Genomic DNA, 14,886 nt, shown 5'->3' with positions numbered 1-14,886 from the left:
CCTTCTCAGCCTGGGTTATGCGCCTCGAACATAGGTTTTGCGGCGAGCGCGGAAGCCGCGTTCCACACCGCATCGACGGCCCCCCGACGACGCTCCAATGCGCGATACAGCCGAATCTCCAACGCAGTTTCCGAGCCGAAAGTCACCAGTTCCCCGCGTTCGAGTTCGACTTTGACGAGACTGCGCGGAAGCCAGGCCGCACCATGCCCTTCGAGCGCCATGAACTTGAGCGCTTCGGCCATCGCGTTCTCGCTCGTATGCACGATGGCGGACTCCAGGCCGGACATCGCTTGCGCATACGTGGCGACGCGACCGAGGAAGGAGTTGCTCGCGTAATCGAGAAACAGCGATGACTCCTCAGGCAAGCGCGGGCTGCGCACCGCGACGAGCGCATCGGTGCCGACGACCAGATACGGAAACTTGGAGGGATCGAGCGTGACCGGCGCGCAGGGATGGTGATACGTGAGCAGGAAGTCGTAACCGTTTTCGGCGATCGCCTGCAGGCAGTTGTGGAAATCATCGGCGAGCAGGCGGCTGCCGATCGAGCCCGTCGCTTCTTCGATCCTGCCGAACCAGCGCGGGAAGAACGTCAGCGCGAGCGTGTGCAGCGCGGCCATGCTCACGCTGCGACGGCGCGTGCGGCTCTCCGCGGTCAGGTCGGCGCGCGCGGTGCCGAGCAGCTGGATGATCTCTTCTGCGGTCTCACGAAAGCGCCGGCCCGACTCGGTCAGTGTCGTCGGATACGTGGTGCGATCGATCAGCGGCGCGCCGAGCCACATTTCGAGCGCCTGTATGCGCCGGCTGAACGCCGGCTGCGTCACGTGGCGTTCCTCGGCCGAGCGCGAAAAGCTGCGCGTTTCGGCCAGGCTGACGAAGTCTTCCAACCATTTGAGATCCATGGCGCCTACTCACAAACCGGAAATGTCCGATGAAACGATCTTACCGAAGCGAAGCGCGAGCGAAAGAGTGTTTCCCTAGGCCGCCGCGACGGCCGACCGCGAACCTCGTTCGACACCCATGAACTCGAAATCGCAATCGGGCACGCGTCCGTCGACGATGTCGGCGATGGCTCGTCCGGAGCCGCAGGCGTGCGTCCACCCGAGCGTTCCGTGGCCGGTGTTGAGATAAAGATTGCGGACCGCGCTGCGCCCGATATAGGGCACGTTGCCCGGCGTCGCAGGACGTAGCCCGGTCCAGAAACGGGCATGCACGGGGTCGGCGACACCAGGAAAAACCTCGAGCGTACGATCGAGCAAGGCTTTGCAGCGCACGGCGTTGAGCTGCATCGAATAGCCATTGAATTCGGCGGTTCCCGCAATGCGCAGGCGATCGCCGAAGCGGCTGAAAACGATCTTGTGCTCTTCGTCGGTCAGGCTGATCGTCGGTGCCTTGCCCGAATCGGTGATCGGCAAGGTCAGCGAATAGCCCTTCACCGGATAGATGTCGAGCGAGACACCAGCGGTCCTCGCGAGCTGCGGGCTGAAGCTTCCGAGCGCGAGCACGTAAGCGTCGGCCTGTTCGAGTTGATAAGCCCCGTTTTCATCGGCGAATTCCACGCCGCCGAGGCGATCGTGTTGCCGATGCAGGCGTTGCAGGCGCACGCCGAAACGAAAGCGAACACCACGCTGTTCGCACAAGGCGGCGAGTCGATTCGTGAACAGATAAGCGTCGCCCGACTCGTCCGCACTCGTATAGGTCGCGCCGGCCAGCTTGGGGCGGATGTGCGCCAGAGCAGGCTCGATGCGCAGCAGTTCGTCGCCGTCGACCATGCGACGCTCGCAACCGAGTTCACGCATGACACGTGCAGCGGCGAGCGCCGCGTCGAAGTCCTTCGCACTCGTGTAGTAATGCAGGATGCCGCGCTCGAGATGCTCGTATTCGAGGCCGGTTTCCGCTCTGAGCACCTGCAGGCTCTCTCGACTGTAGGTGCCCAGGCGGACCAGCTGCGTCATGTTGCGCCGTGTCCTGGCGGCGCCGCATTCACGCAGAAACTTGAGACCCCAGGCCCATTGCGCCGAATCGGCGCGAAGCCGGAACAGCAGCGGCGCATCTTCCTTGCCGAGCCAGCGCAGCAACTTCAGCGGCGCGCTCGGGTTGGCCCAGGGTTCCGCATGGCTGACGGATATCTGCCCACCATTGCCGAAGCTGGTTTCACGCGCGGGGCCCGCATTGCGATCGAGCACCACGACTTCGTGTCCCGCCTTGGACAGATACCAGGCGGAAGTCACTCCAAGGACTCCCGCCCCCATGACGATGATCTTCATCCGACAAAACCTCTGAGTCTGCGGTGATCGGCGTAGCGAACAGAAACGCAGCGACCGACTCGGAGGTTTTTCGAAGCCGCTCCTCTTCAGCCAGCCAGCGTGTACAGACGCGCCATGTCGGCGCTGCCGTCGGCGGCCTTGACATCGGCAAGCGTCTTCTTCGCTTCGCTCGTCTTGCCCGCGAGCAACTGAGCATAGCCCAGATGCAGCTTGGCCTGATCCGCCGATTTGAGTCCGCCCTTGGCGATTCCCTGCTCCATCAGCGCGATGCCCTTGTCGAAATCACCGTAGGCCACGAGGTTGAAACCGGTGGCGACCAGCGCATCGCCGGTGGCCTGCGCGGCAGCGGCCTTCTCGCCTTCGGCGAGCGTGGCCTTGTCTTCGGCGAGCTTCTTGGCGACGAGATCCTTGAGGCGCTGGTGACGCGGTGCATCCGCGCCTTCGCCAAGCAGCTTCTTGGCATAGCCCTCATCGACGAAAGCCTGCGCCTCGCCCGGGAAACCGGCTTGCAACGCGAGCTGGGCGGCTTCCATGTAGTCGCCGGTCTTCTGCAGCGTTTCGGTGCGCTTGCGCAGGCGGTACACGTCGAGCGCGAGATTCGGCGAGAAGCCCGGCTTGTTGCTCGTGCGCAGCGTCAGGTCGAGCCAGTAGTCGGGCTTGGGCGTGTAGGTGACGATCTTCTCGAGCGCCGTGGTGTACGCCACCATGTCGTTCTGCTTGAGCGCGCACGAGGCGAGCAGCTGCAGCTGCGTATCCGTGGGCCGCTTGCCCGCCGCTTCGAGCGACTTGATCTGGCTCGTCAGCTCGGTGCCGGCTTCCTTGTACTTGCCGCCCAGATAAAGGCTTTGCACGTACAGGCCGAGCGTCTCGGCGTTGCTGCCGCCCGCGGCCTTGTACTTCTCGATCGCTTCGGCGGTCTTGCCGTAGTCCTTGCTGCTGTAGGCGATCTTCACGTACGCATCGTACTTCTGCAGCTTTTCGGCCGGCGGAAGCTCGGGCGATTCGAGCACCTGTTCGAATGCCGACAGCGCCGTCTTGTAGTCACCACCGCCGAGCGCGGCCGAAGCCTTGAGGCCGTTGATGATGTAGGACTCGTACGAAGTCAGCTTGCTGACGGCTTCGGCTGCATTGATCTTGGCCAGCGCGCCCTTGTAATCCTTGGCCTGCAGCGCTTTTTGCGCCTCCTGCAGCGGAGCGCCGACTTCGGCGCGCAGGCTCTGCTTCTCGGCGGCGAACGCCGAGCCGATAAAAGGCGCCTGGACGGCCAGCAGGAATACAAAAGCCGACAGGCGAATTCGATTGGAATGCTTCTTCATGGTCATCAGGCTCACATGAACTGTTCGTTGCCGACGATGCCGATCTTGGTCACGCCGTTGCGCTGCGCGCTGGCCAAGACACCCGCAACGTACTTGTATTCCACGAGCTTGTTCGGACGAATGTGGAACTCGCTCTGGTTGGCCGCGTCGGCGTGACCTTCACGACGGAAGTTCGCTTCGAGCGTGCCGCGGTCCATCGGCGAGCCGTTCCACAGGATCGTGCCGTCGAAGTCGATCTCGAGATCCACCGCCGGCGGCGGCGGCGCATCCGACGGCGGGCTGTTCGCCTGCGGCATGTCTAGCTTCACCGCGTGCGTCTGGATCGGGATCGTGATGATCAGCATCACCAGCAGCACCAGCATCACGTCGATCAGCGGCGTGGTGTTGACGTCGACGACGACTTCCGGATCTCCGGAGCCACCGCCGCTTCCTACGTTCATACCCATGGGATTGCTCCGTTCGATTTGGTTGGTCCTCTCTCCCGCTTGCGGGAGAGAGTCCCTCGCGTGAGCGAGGGGAGAGAGGGTTCATCTGAAAAGTGGGACGCTCTTTCCGATCGGCCCCTCTCCCGGTGCTTCGCACCACCCTCTCCCGCACGCGGGAGAGGGGACAAGCTTGACGTCATCAGCCGCGCGGCGGCGGCTCGAGAATGAACCCGACCTTGGCGATACCAGCACGCTGGCAGGTCACCATCACCTGCCCCACGGCCTGGTAGCGGCTGGTCTGATCGCCGCGGATGTGCACTTCCGGCTGCGGGACCTTCACCGCTTCCACCTTCAGCTTCTCGAACAAGGCGTTGGCGTCCGGAACCTTCTGCACGTTCCAGTACATGTTCCCGTCCTTGTCGATCGCGATCACGATGTTCTCGGGCTTGGTCTGCAGCGCTTGGTTGCGCTCGTTCGGCAGCTTCACCGGCACCGTCTGTGTCACCACCGGAATCGTGATCAGGAAGATGATCAGCAGCACCAGCATCACGTCCACGAGTGGCGTGGTATTGATCGCTGAGACGACGGCATCTTCGCCTTCGTCGTCTCCACCTACTTGCATCGCCATGCGGCGTTCTCCGAACTACTGGAAATGGGGAATCGGAAAAAACCTTGAGGCGGGATCGCCCAGGCCGTCTGCCTGGTTACGATTCCCGGCTACCGATTCTCGATTCCCGAACAAAAAGTGAAAGGCAAGCCGTTTGAGACGTGGGGAGAGTGAAACTCGCCTCGCGTACTTGCCCTTCACAACCTTGGGTCTTACTTGTTGCCGACGCGCGTGCCGGACAACAGGACCGAATGCAGGTCGGCCGAGAAGCTGCGCACCGTTTCCATGCCCGCCTTGTTGCGGCGCACGAGCCAGTTGTAGCCCATGACCGCCGGAACGGCGACCGCCAGACCGATGGCGGTCATGATCAGCGCTTCACCGACCGGACCGGCGACCTTGTCGATCGAGGCCTGGCCGCTGATGCCGATGGCCGTCAGCGCGTGATAGATGCCCCAGACGGTGCCGAACAGACCCACGAACGGAGCGGTCGAGCCGACGGTGGCGAGCACCGCGAGGCCGCCCTGCAGCTTGCTCTGGATTTCGTCGACGGCGCGATTGATGCTCATCGTCACCCAGCTCGACAGGTCGATCTGTTCGACCAGCGTGCCTTCGTGATGCTGGCTCGCGGCGACGCCGCGATCGGCGATGTACCAGAACGGCGTGCCAGTCTTGACTTTCGAAAGGCCTTCGGCGACCGACTTGCTGCTCCAGAACGTGGCGTTGGCTTCCTTGGCCTGCTTGAACAGCTTGGTCTGGTCGATCAGCTTGACGATCATGATGTACCAGGTGGCGCCCGACATGATCAGCATCAGCACGAGCACGCCTTTGGCGACGAAGTCACCCTGCGCCCACAGCGCGCCGATGCCATAGGGATTTTCGACGGCGATGGTTTCGGTCTCGCCCGCGGCGGCTTCGGCCGGAGCGGCGGTTTCGGCTGCGACCGGAGCCGGAGCGACGGTCTCGGCAGGTGCCTCGGCGGCAGGGGCTTCGGCGGGAGCGTCCTGCGCCATCAGCGCCGTCGGCAGCAACACGGTGGCGCTCAGGATCAGCGCCTTGAGAGAGGCTTTGAACAACATCGAATTAATCTCCAAATGATGGGGTCAGATTGACGTCAGGACTGCGGCTTGAACGTGTACTTGAGCGGGGCCCAGCTCGGCTCGGGTTTGCCGTCGACGGTGCCCGGCGTGAACCGACAGCGCGACAGCGCCTGCTGAGCGGCCTTGTCGAGACGTTCGAAACCGCTGCTCGTCTCGATCCGGCTCTCGGTCACCTTGCCGTCGACTCCCACGAGCATCTGCAACACCACGGTTCCGGCTTCACCCAGGCGCTCCGAGACCGGCGGATATTCCGGTTGACGGCATGCGCTGGCCTTGACGACGGGCGCAACGCGAACAGCGGGCTTGGGTGCGGCGACCGGCGGCGGGGCCGGCGGAGGCGGCGTCGTCGACACAGCGGACAGCGTGTTCTGTGACGGCGGCGGTGGCGTCGCGATATTGATTTCAGGCGGCGGGACGAACGGCGGCGGCGGAATATCGAGATCCGGCGGAGGCGGTGGCGGTGGCGGCTCCTCCTGCGGAACATCGTCTTCGAGGATCTGGGTTTCGATCGGCGACGGCAGCACTTCGATCGCCTTGCGAGCCAGACCCGATACGAGACCCCACACCAGCAAAACGTGAAAAAGCACCACACCCACAATGCCGTACAACCGCTTCTTGGGGTCTTGGCGTTTGCCAAATTCCATCATTTAACTCCTGCATGGCGGAAAGCGAAGGGCGCTTTCCCAAAGGTGCTTCACAAGGCCGTCGCCGCTCCTACGGGTGGGCTCTGTTGTTTCTTGCGCTGTTTTTTGGATGGATCACATAAATCGCGATGATGAAAAAAGTTTCAGGCGGGTTCTGATGTGCGCTTTCACACTCAGGGCCAAATGAATCGTGACCGTAGGAAGATAGGATTTCGGCATCACCCTATCCAATGAATTGATCGACTGCCGACATAACTCGAAGTTATGTGTTTCCAATCGAAAATTTTTTAACAAAAATAAAGCGATCGCGTTACAGGTTGAAGAACGCGATCGCCTGGGCCTGCCGGTACCGCAGCTGCCGCCAATCCGGCAGCCTTGTGTGCCCCCGAACGCTCCGGCCGGATGTCGCTACGGATACGAGATGTTCTTCCCGTACGGATAGAACTTCTTGAGGTCGAGATGCTTGTAGTCGAGCGCATCGAGACGCACGGTGCCGACGAAGGGCTGGTCGGGCTCGACGAGCAGGATCGTCTTGGCGTAGCCGCTGTCGTAGTAGCCGCGACGGAAATGCACGCGTGATTTGATCGCGATCGCTTTGAAGCTGTCGGGGTTGATGCCGATGTCGAGAAACGCATCCGGCTCGGTGTTCTGGTGCAGGTACGGGCTGATCACGAGCACGTTGCCGTCGCCGAACTTGACGCTGACCCAGAGCTGCGAGGCCGCCGCGCTGACGCGCCCGTCACGGCGGCCACCCGAGCCACCGCTGACCGTGTTGACGGTGCCAACGATGCGCACCGGCTCGCCGGCCGACACGTCGAGCTTGCCGCCGACCGTCATGTCGAACTTGTCGCCGACCTTGACGCCCTTCTTGCGCAAAGCCTCGATCACGTCCTTGTCTGCGACCGTGGCGATCAGCGTGTTGCTGAGCTTCTGATCGATCACTTCGCGCAGCAGCCAGGTCGCCGCACCGGAGCGGTCGCTGTGGTCGGCCAGCACGATCGGCGTCTTTCCGGCCTTCATCGCTTCCTTGGCCTTGGCGACGCCCTCCTTCATCGACAGTACCTTGGTCGCGTAGAACTCCTCGCGGCGACGCCAGGCGGTGATCGCCATGTCGTCGGCGATCTTGTTCGCGAGTTCCGGATCGCCGTTGGTCATCACCTGGAAGGTCATGCCGGCTTCGGCCGAATCCATGAACGCGAAGCCGTAATAGAAGCTCACGTAGACGTCGGGCAGACGCGCCTCCCAGACCAGCGCGCGCTGCACCATGTCCATCCATGGCGACTGGCCGGTCCACTGCAGTACCGACGGCGTGATCATCGGCGGCTTGCGCGTGGCCGTGGTCGGCTTGTAGTCGCCGCGGGCGCAGCGGATCAGCGCACGCGCCATGCGCTCGCCCTGCAGGTAGTAATCGTAGTGCGGGTAATACTTCACGCAGAACGCGAGGTTCGCGTGGCGCAGGAATTCCGGATCTTCGTTGCCGTGCGGATCGAAGGTGCCGCCGATGAAAGCCTTGGGCCCGACCACCGCGCGCACGCGCCTGGCGAGTTCGGCCTCCGGACGCTCGACGCCGCGCACGCCCATCGCACCGTGCAGCGCCAGATATACGCAGTCCCACGGCCCCTGCGCCTTGAGCTCGTCGATCATCTTGTTGACGAAATGATCGTAGGTGGTCTTGTCGATCCAGCCCGAGGCCGAGCCGGTCTTGGGCATCAGCGGCGATTCGATGCCGATGACTTCCACGTTCGCATGTTCGCGCGCCACCTTGACGAAGCCGCCCATCGCACCCTGCGGGTCCGACGACAGCAAAGCCTCGCCACGCGCGGGCGAACCTTCGTAGATGAAATCTTCGAGCGTGGTGTCGTACGGCAGGAACGTCACCGTCTCGTGCACGAAATAGATCGCCGCGATCCGCAGCGGCTTGGCCGATGGCTTCGACGAGGCCGACTTCTCGGCCGCCTGCGCTGTGAGCCCCAGCGAAACCCCGGCCAGCGAGGCCGGGCCGATGGCTTTGATGACTTCTCTTCGAGTGATCTTCATGCTGCTCCCTTGTACTCCGTGACGTACTTTCCGAATGGTTCAAACCGCACGTGATGCACCTGGAAAAAACGCCACTCGCCGGCTCCCCAACCGGCTCGTGGCGCTCGCGACACCCGAAGAGAACACCCGAGGCGCCTGGCCTCGGGCGAGATCGCCTCAGGGATAAGTGACGTTCTTTCCGTACGGATAGAACTTGTCGAGCTTGACGTACTTGTAGTTGAGCGCTTCGAGCCGCACGGTGCCGACGAAGGGCTGTTCGGGCTCGACGAGCAGAATGGTCTTGGCGTAGCCGTTGTCGTGATAGCCGCGGCGGAAATGCACGCGCGACTTGATGCAGAACACCTTGAAGTCGGCCGGATTGATGCCCAGGTCCAGGAACTCGTCGGGCTCGAGGTTCTGGTACAGGTACGGGCTGATGATCACGACGTTGCCATCGCCGAACTTCACGCTGACCCAGAGCTGCGACTTGGCCGCACCGCCGAAACGCCCGATGCCACCGCTGACGGTGTGAACGACGCCGGTCACGCGCACCGGCTTGCCGGCCGATTCGTCGAGACGGCCGCCGATCTCCATGTCGAACTTGTCGCCGACCTTGACGCCCTTCTTGCGCAGCGCCTCGATCGCCTGCTCGTCCGCGACGGTGCCGAGCAGCGTCTTGCTGAGCTTCTGGCTGATGACCTGTTCGAGCTGCCAGGTGGCGGCGCCCGAGCGGTCGCTGTGATCGGCCAGCACCACCGGCAGGTTCTTGCCGCTGGCGAGCGCTTCCTTGGCGAGCTTCACGCCTTCGGCATGCGAGTACACCTTGGTTCCGTAGACGAGCTCCTTGCGCAGGCGCCAGGCCGTCGTCGCCATGTCTTCGGCGACCTTGTTCGCGAGTTCCGGATCGCCATTGGTCATCACCTGGAAGGTCATGCCGCAGTCCACCGCATCGCCGAACGCGAAACCGTAATAGAAGCTCACGTAAACGTCCGGCGAACGCGCTTCCCACACCAGCGCGCGCTGCACGATATCCATCCACGGCGAAGCGCCCGTCCACTGCAGCACCGAGGCCGTGATGATCGGCGGCTTGCGCGTCGCGGTGGTCGGCTTGTAGTCACCGCGAATGCTGCGGATCAGCATGCGCGCCGCGCGCTCACCCTGCAGATGATCGTCGTAGTGCGGGTAATACTTGATGCAGAACGCGAAGTTCGCGTAGCGCAGGAACTCCTGGTCCTCGTTGCCGTGCGGATCGAAAGTGCCGGCGATGAAGGCCTTCGGACCGATCACTTCGCGAACACGACGCGCGATCTCGGCTTCGGCGCGCGGCACATCGCGCACGCTCATGGCGCCGTGCAGCGACAGGTAGGCGCCGTCGAACGGACCCTGCGCCTTGAGGTCCTTGATCATGTTCGCCATCAGGGTTTCGAAGGCGTCCTTGGTCACCCAGCCCGAGGCCGAGCCGCGCTTCGGGAACAGCGGCGATTCGATGCCGACGACTTCGACGTTCGCGTGTTCGCGCGCCACTTTCACGAAACCGGTGATGGTGCCGAAACCCGAGCCGAGCAGCGCTTCGCCGCGCGCCGGCGAGCCTTCGTAGATGAAGTCGTCGAGCACGGTGTCGTACGGCAGGAAGGTGACGTTCTCGTGCATGAAGTTCATCACCGCGATGCGGATCGGCCTGCTGTTGCTACTGCTGCCGGACTTCTTCTCGGCCGCCTGCACGCCGCCTGCCAGACCGGTGGCCGACAGGCCTGCGACGGTCGAAGCGGTCAGCATTTTTCTGCGCGTGATTTTCATGTGTCGATGCGAATCCTGTTGTTGAATCGGAGAGAGGCCACCCGCCCGATCACTTGGCCGGGTACGTCACGTTCTTGCCGTACGGATACAGCTTGTCGAGCTTGAGATGCTGGTAATCCAGGCCTTCGAGCCGGACCGTGCCGAGGAAGGGCTGGTCGGGCTCGACGAGCAGGATCGTCTTGGCATAGCCGCTGTCGTAATAGCCACGGCGGAAATGCACGCGAGACTTGATCGCGAAGCCCTTGAAGTCGGCCGGGTTGATGCCGATGTCGAGAAAGGCTTCCGGCTCGGTGTTCTGATGCAGGTAGGGGCTGATGATCAGCACGTTGCCGTCACCGAACTTGACGCTGACCCAAAGCTGCGACGAAGCCGCATTGCCACCGCCACGACGGTTCATGCCGCCGCTGACGGTGTTGACGGTACCGACCACGCGCACCGGCTCACCGGCCGATTCGTCGAGCTTGCCGCCGACCATCATGTCGAACTTGTCGCCGACCTTGACGCCCTTCTTGCGCAGGGCTTCGATCACGTCGTTGTCGGCGATGGTGCCGATCAGCGTGTTGCTGAGCTTCTGGTCGATGATCTGCTTGAGCAGCCAGGTCGCGGCGCCCGAGCGGTCGCTGTGATCGGCCAGCACGAACGGCGTCTTGCCACTCTTGATCGCTTCCTTGGCGAGCTTCACGCCTTCGGTATGCGAATACACCTTGGTGCCCGAGACGAGTTCCTTGCGCAGGCGCCAGGCGGTGCTGGCCATGTCGTCGGCGATCTTGTTCGCGAGTTCCGGATCGCCATTGGTCATCACCTGGAAGGTCATGCCCGCATCGACCACGTCGGCGAACGCAAAGCCGTAGTAGAAGTTCACGTAGACGTCCGGCGAGCGGGCTTCCCAGACCAGCGCGCGCTGCACGAGGTCCATCCACGGCGAGGCACCCGTCCACTGCAGCACGGACGCGGTGATGATCGGCGGCTTGCGCGTCGCGGTGGTCGGCTTGTAGTCGCCGCGGATGCTGCGGATCAGCGTGCGCGCTGCGCGCTCGCCTTGCAGCTGGCCGTCGTAGTGGGGGTAGTACTTGATCGTGAACGCGAGGTTCGCGTACTTGAGGAACTCGTCGTCCTCGTTGCCGTGCGGATCGAAGGTGCCGACGATGTAGGCCTTCGGACCGATGGCTTCACGCACGCGACGCGCGATCACCGCTTCGGGCTTGGCGACGTCCTTCACACCCATCGCGCCGTGCAGCGACAGATAGGCGCCGTCGAACGGGCCCTGCGCCTTCAGATCCTTGATCATGTTGTCGACGAAGTGATCGAAGGCTTCCTTGGTGATCCAGCCCGAGCCCGAGCCCTTCTTCGAACCGAGTGGCGATTCGATGCCGACGAGCTCGACGTTCGCATGCTCGCGAGCCACCTTCACGAAGCCGCCGATGTAGCCGCTCGGCTGCGATTCCAGCAGCGCTTCACCGCGCGCCGGCGAACCTTCGTAGATGAAATCGTCCTTGGTCGTCTCGTATGGCAGGAAGGTCACGGTCTCGTGCGAGAACTTCATGACGGCGATGCGGATGGGCTTCTGCGCCGAGGATGATTTGGCGGGCGCGGCCAGAGCAGGAGCGCTGAGCAGCGCGAAGGATCCGACAACGAGAACGGCGAGCAAGCGACGAATCATGTGCATGGGAGTCAGCCGGCGAGCGATGAGAGGGTGGAGAACCAGCGTATCGACCAGACGACGCTGGTCGAGCCGTGGCAGTCCATTACCGACGATAGGGGGCGGATTGCGCCGTGATCCAATGAATTGACGCTGGGGACGCATAACCTGGGGTTATCGAGTCGCGGCAGGCTCCCGAAGCCCACCGCGTACCGCACCGAAACGAAAAGGGGCGGCACCGTGCTGGTGCCGCCCCTGACATTCCTGCAAGCGAGACTCGCGATTTCGGGGCAGGTTTACTTGGCCGGATACGTCACGTTCTTGCCGTACGGGTAGAACTTGTCGAGCTTCAGATGCTGGTACTTGAGGCCTTCGAGGCGCACCGTGCCGAGGAAAGGCTGGTCGGGCTCGACGAGCAGGATCGTCGGCGCGTAGCCGTTGTCGTAGAAGCCGCGGCGGAAGTGCACGCGCGACTTGATCGCGAAGCCCTTGAAGTCGGCCGGGTTGATGCCGATGTCGTTGAACACCTCGGGCCAGCGCACCTGGAACAGGTTCGGGCTGATGATGACGACGTTGCCGTCACCGAACTTGACGCTGACCCAGAGCTGGGCGCCCTTGGCGTCGCCGGCCGGGCCGCTGACCGTGTTCACGGTGCCAACCACGCGCACCGGATCGCCGGCCGATTCGTCGAGCCTGCCGCCGATCATCATGTCGAACTTGTCGCCGACCTTGACGCCCTTCTTGCGCAGCGTCTCGATGGCCTCGGGATCCGCGATCGTACCGATCAGTGTGCCGGACAGCTTCTGGTCGATGATCTGCTTGAGCAGCCAGGTCGCGGCACCCGAGCGATCGCTGTGGTCGGCCAGCACGAACGGCGTCTTGCCCTTGACGATCGCTTCCTTGGCGAGCTTCACGCCCTCGGTGTGCGAGTACACCTTGGTGCCCGACACGAGTTCCTTGCGCAGGCGCCAGGCGGTATTCGCCATGTCGTCGGCGATCTTGTTCGCGAGTTCCGGATCGCCGTTGGTCATCACCTGGAAGGTCATGCCCGCATCGACCACGTCGGCGAACGCAAAGCCGTAGTAGAAGTTCACGTAGACGTCCGGCGAACGCGCTTCCCAGACCAGCGCGCGCTGCACGAGATCCATCCACGGCGAAGCACCCGTCCACTGCAGCACCGACGCCGTGATGATCGGCGGCTTGCGCGTCGCGGTCGTCGGCTTGTAGTCGCCACGCAGCGCACGGATCAGCGTGCGCGCGGCACGCTCGCCCTGCAGATAGCCGTCGTAATGCGGGTAGTACTTGATCGTGAACGCGAGGTTCGCGTACTTGAGGAAGTCTTCGTCCTCGTTGCCGTGCGGATCGAAGGTGCCGACGATCATCGCCTTCGGGCCGATGGCTTCGCGCACGCGGCGCGCGATCACCGCTTCGGGCTTGGCGACGTCACGAACACCCATCGCGCCATGCAGCGACAGGTAGGCGCCGTCGAACGGCCCTTGCGCCTTGATGTCCTTGATCATGTTGTCGACGAAGTAATCGAAGGCTTCCTTGGTGATCCAGCCCGAGCCGGTCCCCTTCTTCGAACCGAGCGGCGATTCGATGCCGACGAGCTCGACGTTCGCATGCTCGCGAGCCACCTTGACGAAGCCGCCGATCGAAGAACGGCTCTTGTCATAGCTGGCGCCTTCGAGCAGCGCATCACCGCGCGCGGGCGAGCCTTCGTAGATGAAGTCGTCCTTGACGGTATCGAACGGCAGGAAGGTGACCGTCTCGTGCTCGAAGCGCATGACCGCGATGCGCAGCGGCTTTTGCGCCGAGCCCGATTTCGCGGAGGTGGCGGTGGCCGCTTGCGCCTGCACGGACGACAGCAAGGCAACCGCCCCCAAGGCAAGCACGGCCGTGAAGCGCTGGAACATTTTCACTTAGATTTTGTCCGGTGTGGAGAAAGGTTCGGCCGCCGGGTCCGCTGATCGCCATGGCCCCGCGGTCCATGGCCTGGGAAAGTAGGTTTCGGTTCCGCATCGATCCAATGAAATGATTCGCTTCCGGCATAACTTCCGGTTATGCGCCCAGGCTCCTTCTAATGCCAAGGCTCCGGGCTGACCGGCCGTGGCCTCCTGATATGATTTGCGCGTCGTCGCCAATCATTCGAAAAGTTTTCCGGTCCGCATCCGCATGAGCGAGGTTTTCCTCAACGGCAGCTTCATCGAAGCCAGCCAGGCCCGCATCTCTCCGATGGACCGGGGCTTCTTGTTCGCCGACGGCATCTACGAAGTCATCCCGGTATTCAACGGCGTGGCGTTCCGCGCCGAGCAGCATTTGCGCCGGCTCGAACGCTCGCTCGATGGCCTGCAGATTCCCTCGCCTCACAGCGTCCCCGAATGGATCGAACTGTGTCGCGAGCTCGTACGCCGCAACGGCGGCGGCGAACTGAGCCTCTACCTGCAGGTCACGCGCGGCGCGCCCGACAAGCGCGATCACCCGTTTCCGTATCCGGCCGTACCACCGACGGTTTTCATGTCGGCCACGCCGATGACGCGGTCTCCGACCCACGATCCGGACGCGGCGCTCGGCTTCGCCGCGATCACGCTCGAGGACATCCGCTGGGGACGCTGCGACATCAAGTCGGTCTCGCTGCTGCCGAACGTGCTCGCCAAGCAGCAGGCTTATGCGATGGGCGCGGCCGAGGCGATCCTGATCCGCGATGGCATGGTTACCGAAGGCGCTTCGACCAACGTGTTCCTGATCAAGGATGGACGCATCGGCACGCCGCCGCGCAGCACGCGCATTCTCAACGGCATCACGCGCGAGCTGATCATCGAGTTGTGCGCGCGCCACCACGTTCCGTTAGAGGAACGGGAGATTTCCAAGGCCGAGCTCTACGATGCGGACGAGATCTGGATCAGCAGCTCGACCAAGGACATCACCCCGATCGTGAGCGTCGACACGCGCAGGATCGGTCACGGCATTCCGGGGGAACGCTGGAAGTCGTTCGCCCGGCTGTTCGTCGACTACAAGCTCAGCGTCTGCAGCAGCTCGAACTGAGTCACCGCTGCATCGATGGATCGCGGCATCGCACGC

The 14,886-nt window shown here is 63.2% G+C and carries 12 protein-coding genes; 1 reads left to right on the top strand and 11 read right to left on the bottom strand.

The features are described from left to right. Positions 1–5: 5 nt before the first annotated feature. The 11 genes from AC3WUM_RS15475 to AC3WUM_RS15425 form a co-directional block, all read right to left on the bottom strand. Complete coding sequence (locus AC3WUM_RS15475; RefSeq protein WP_492411208.1) at positions 6–899, bottom strand: LysR family transcriptional regulator; 894 nt, start codon at positions 897–899, stop codon at positions 6–8. Between the two features lie 75 nt (positions 900–974). Continuing rightward, on the bottom strand, positions 975–2,264 hold the full coding sequence (locus tag AC3WUM_RS15470) for a D-amino acid dehydrogenase (RefSeq protein WP_492411207.1): 1,290 nt from the start codon (positions 2,262–2,264) through the stop codon (positions 975–977). 86 nt (positions 2,265–2,350) lie between these two features. Then, positions 2,351–3,586 carry a hypothetical protein gene (locus AC3WUM_RS15465; protein ID WP_492411419.1) on the bottom strand — a complete coding sequence of 412 codons (1,236 nt, stop codon included), beginning with the start codon at positions 3,584–3,586 and terminating at the stop codon, positions 2,351–2,353. A 5-nt stretch (positions 3,587–3,591) separates the two neighbouring features. Continuing rightward, positions 3,592–4,026 (bottom strand): ExbD/TolR family protein, encoded by a 435-nt coding sequence (locus AC3WUM_RS15460; protein WP_492411206.1) that lies wholly within the window; start codon positions 4,024–4,026, stop codon positions 3,592–3,594. A 178-nt stretch (positions 4,027–4,204) separates the two neighbouring features. Then, positions 4,205–4,633: an ExbD/TolR family protein gene (locus tag AC3WUM_RS15455; RefSeq protein WP_492411205.1), complete on the bottom strand. Its 429-nt coding sequence runs from the start codon at positions 4,631–4,633 to the stop codon at positions 4,205–4,207. A 191-nt stretch (positions 4,634–4,824) separates the two neighbouring features. Beyond that, positions 4,825–5,688, bottom strand: a complete 864-nt coding sequence (locus tag AC3WUM_RS15450; protein ID WP_492411204.1) for a MotA/TolQ/ExbB proton channel family protein — start codon at positions 5,686–5,688, stop codon at positions 4,825–4,827. A 35-nt stretch (positions 5,689–5,723) separates the two neighbouring features. Then, positions 5,724–6,353 (bottom strand): energy transducer TonB, encoded by a 630-nt coding sequence (locus tag AC3WUM_RS15445; protein WP_492411203.1) that lies wholly within the window; start codon positions 6,351–6,353, stop codon positions 5,724–5,726. Positions 6,354–6,761: 408 nt separating this feature from the next. Further along, positions 6,762–8,267: a M81 family metallopeptidase gene (locus AC3WUM_RS15440; RefSeq protein WP_492411417.1), complete on the bottom strand. Its 1,506-nt coding sequence runs from the start codon at positions 8,265–8,267 to the stop codon at positions 6,762–6,764. Between the two features lie 279 nt (positions 8,268–8,546). Then, the gene (locus AC3WUM_RS15435) at positions 8,547–10,166 is read right to left on the bottom strand and encodes a M81 family metallopeptidase (protein WP_492411202.1); all 1,620 of its coding nucleotides are present in this window, start codon (positions 10,164–10,166) and stop codon (positions 8,547–8,549) included. A gap of 49 nt (positions 10,167–10,215) precedes the next feature. Next, on the bottom strand, positions 10,216–11,724 hold the full coding sequence (locus AC3WUM_RS15430; protein WP_492411416.1) for a M81 family metallopeptidase: 1,509 nt from the start codon (positions 11,722–11,724) through the stop codon (positions 10,216–10,218). A 377-nt stretch (positions 11,725–12,101) separates the two neighbouring features. Then, positions 12,102–13,607 carry a M81 family metallopeptidase gene (locus AC3WUM_RS15425; protein ID WP_492411415.1) on the bottom strand — a complete coding sequence of 502 codons (1,506 nt, stop codon included), beginning with the start codon at positions 13,605–13,607 and terminating at the stop codon, positions 12,102–12,104. A 373-nt stretch (positions 13,608–13,980) separates the two neighbouring features. Between AC3WUM_RS15425 and AC3WUM_RS15420 the strand changes: the two genes are divergently transcribed. Beyond that, entirely contained in the window at positions 13,981–14,850 is an 870-nt protein-coding gene (locus AC3WUM_RS15420; protein WP_492411201.1) for a D-amino acid aminotransferase, read from the top strand. The last annotated feature ends 36 nt before the right edge of the window (positions 14,851–14,886 follow it).

The organism is Hydrocarboniphaga sp. FW305-C-57, assembly GCF_058783045.1.
Note: the sequence above shows the minus strand (reverse complement) of the source record. Positions and strands in the feature narration are given on the sequence as shown.

Coding starts and splice junctions, on each gene's coding strand:
- AC3WUM_RS15420 (WP_492411201.1), top strand. CDS start 13,981: ATGAGCGAGGTTTTCCTCAACGGCAGCTTCATCGAAGCCAGCCAGGCC.
- AC3WUM_RS15435 (WP_492411202.1), bottom strand. CDS start 10,166: ATGAAAATCACGCGCAGAAAAATGCTGACCGCTTCGACCGTCGCAGGC.
- AC3WUM_RS15465 (WP_492411419.1), bottom strand. CDS start 3,586: ATGACCATGAAGAAGCATTCCAATCGAATTCGCCTGTCGGCTTTTGTA.
- AC3WUM_RS15455 (WP_492411205.1), bottom strand. CDS start 4,633: ATGGCGATGCAAGTAGGTGGAGACGACGAAGGCGAAGATGCCGTCGTC.
- AC3WUM_RS15460 (WP_492411206.1), bottom strand. CDS start 4,026: ATGGGTATGAACGTAGGAAGCGGCGGTGGCTCCGGAGATCCGGAAGTC.
- AC3WUM_RS15470 (WP_492411207.1), bottom strand. CDS start 2,264: ATGAAGATCATCGTCATGGGGGCGGGAGTCCTTGGAGTGACTTCCGCC.
- AC3WUM_RS15445 (WP_492411203.1), bottom strand. CDS start 6,353: ATGGAATTTGGCAAACGCCAAGACCCCAAGAAGCGGTTGTACGGCATT.
- AC3WUM_RS15450 (WP_492411204.1), bottom strand. CDS start 5,688: ATGTTGTTCAAAGCCTCTCTCAAGGCGCTGATCCTGAGCGCCACCGTG.
- AC3WUM_RS15475 (WP_492411208.1), bottom strand. CDS start 899: ATGGATCTCAAATGGTTGGAAGACTTCGTCAGCCTGGCCGAAACGCGC.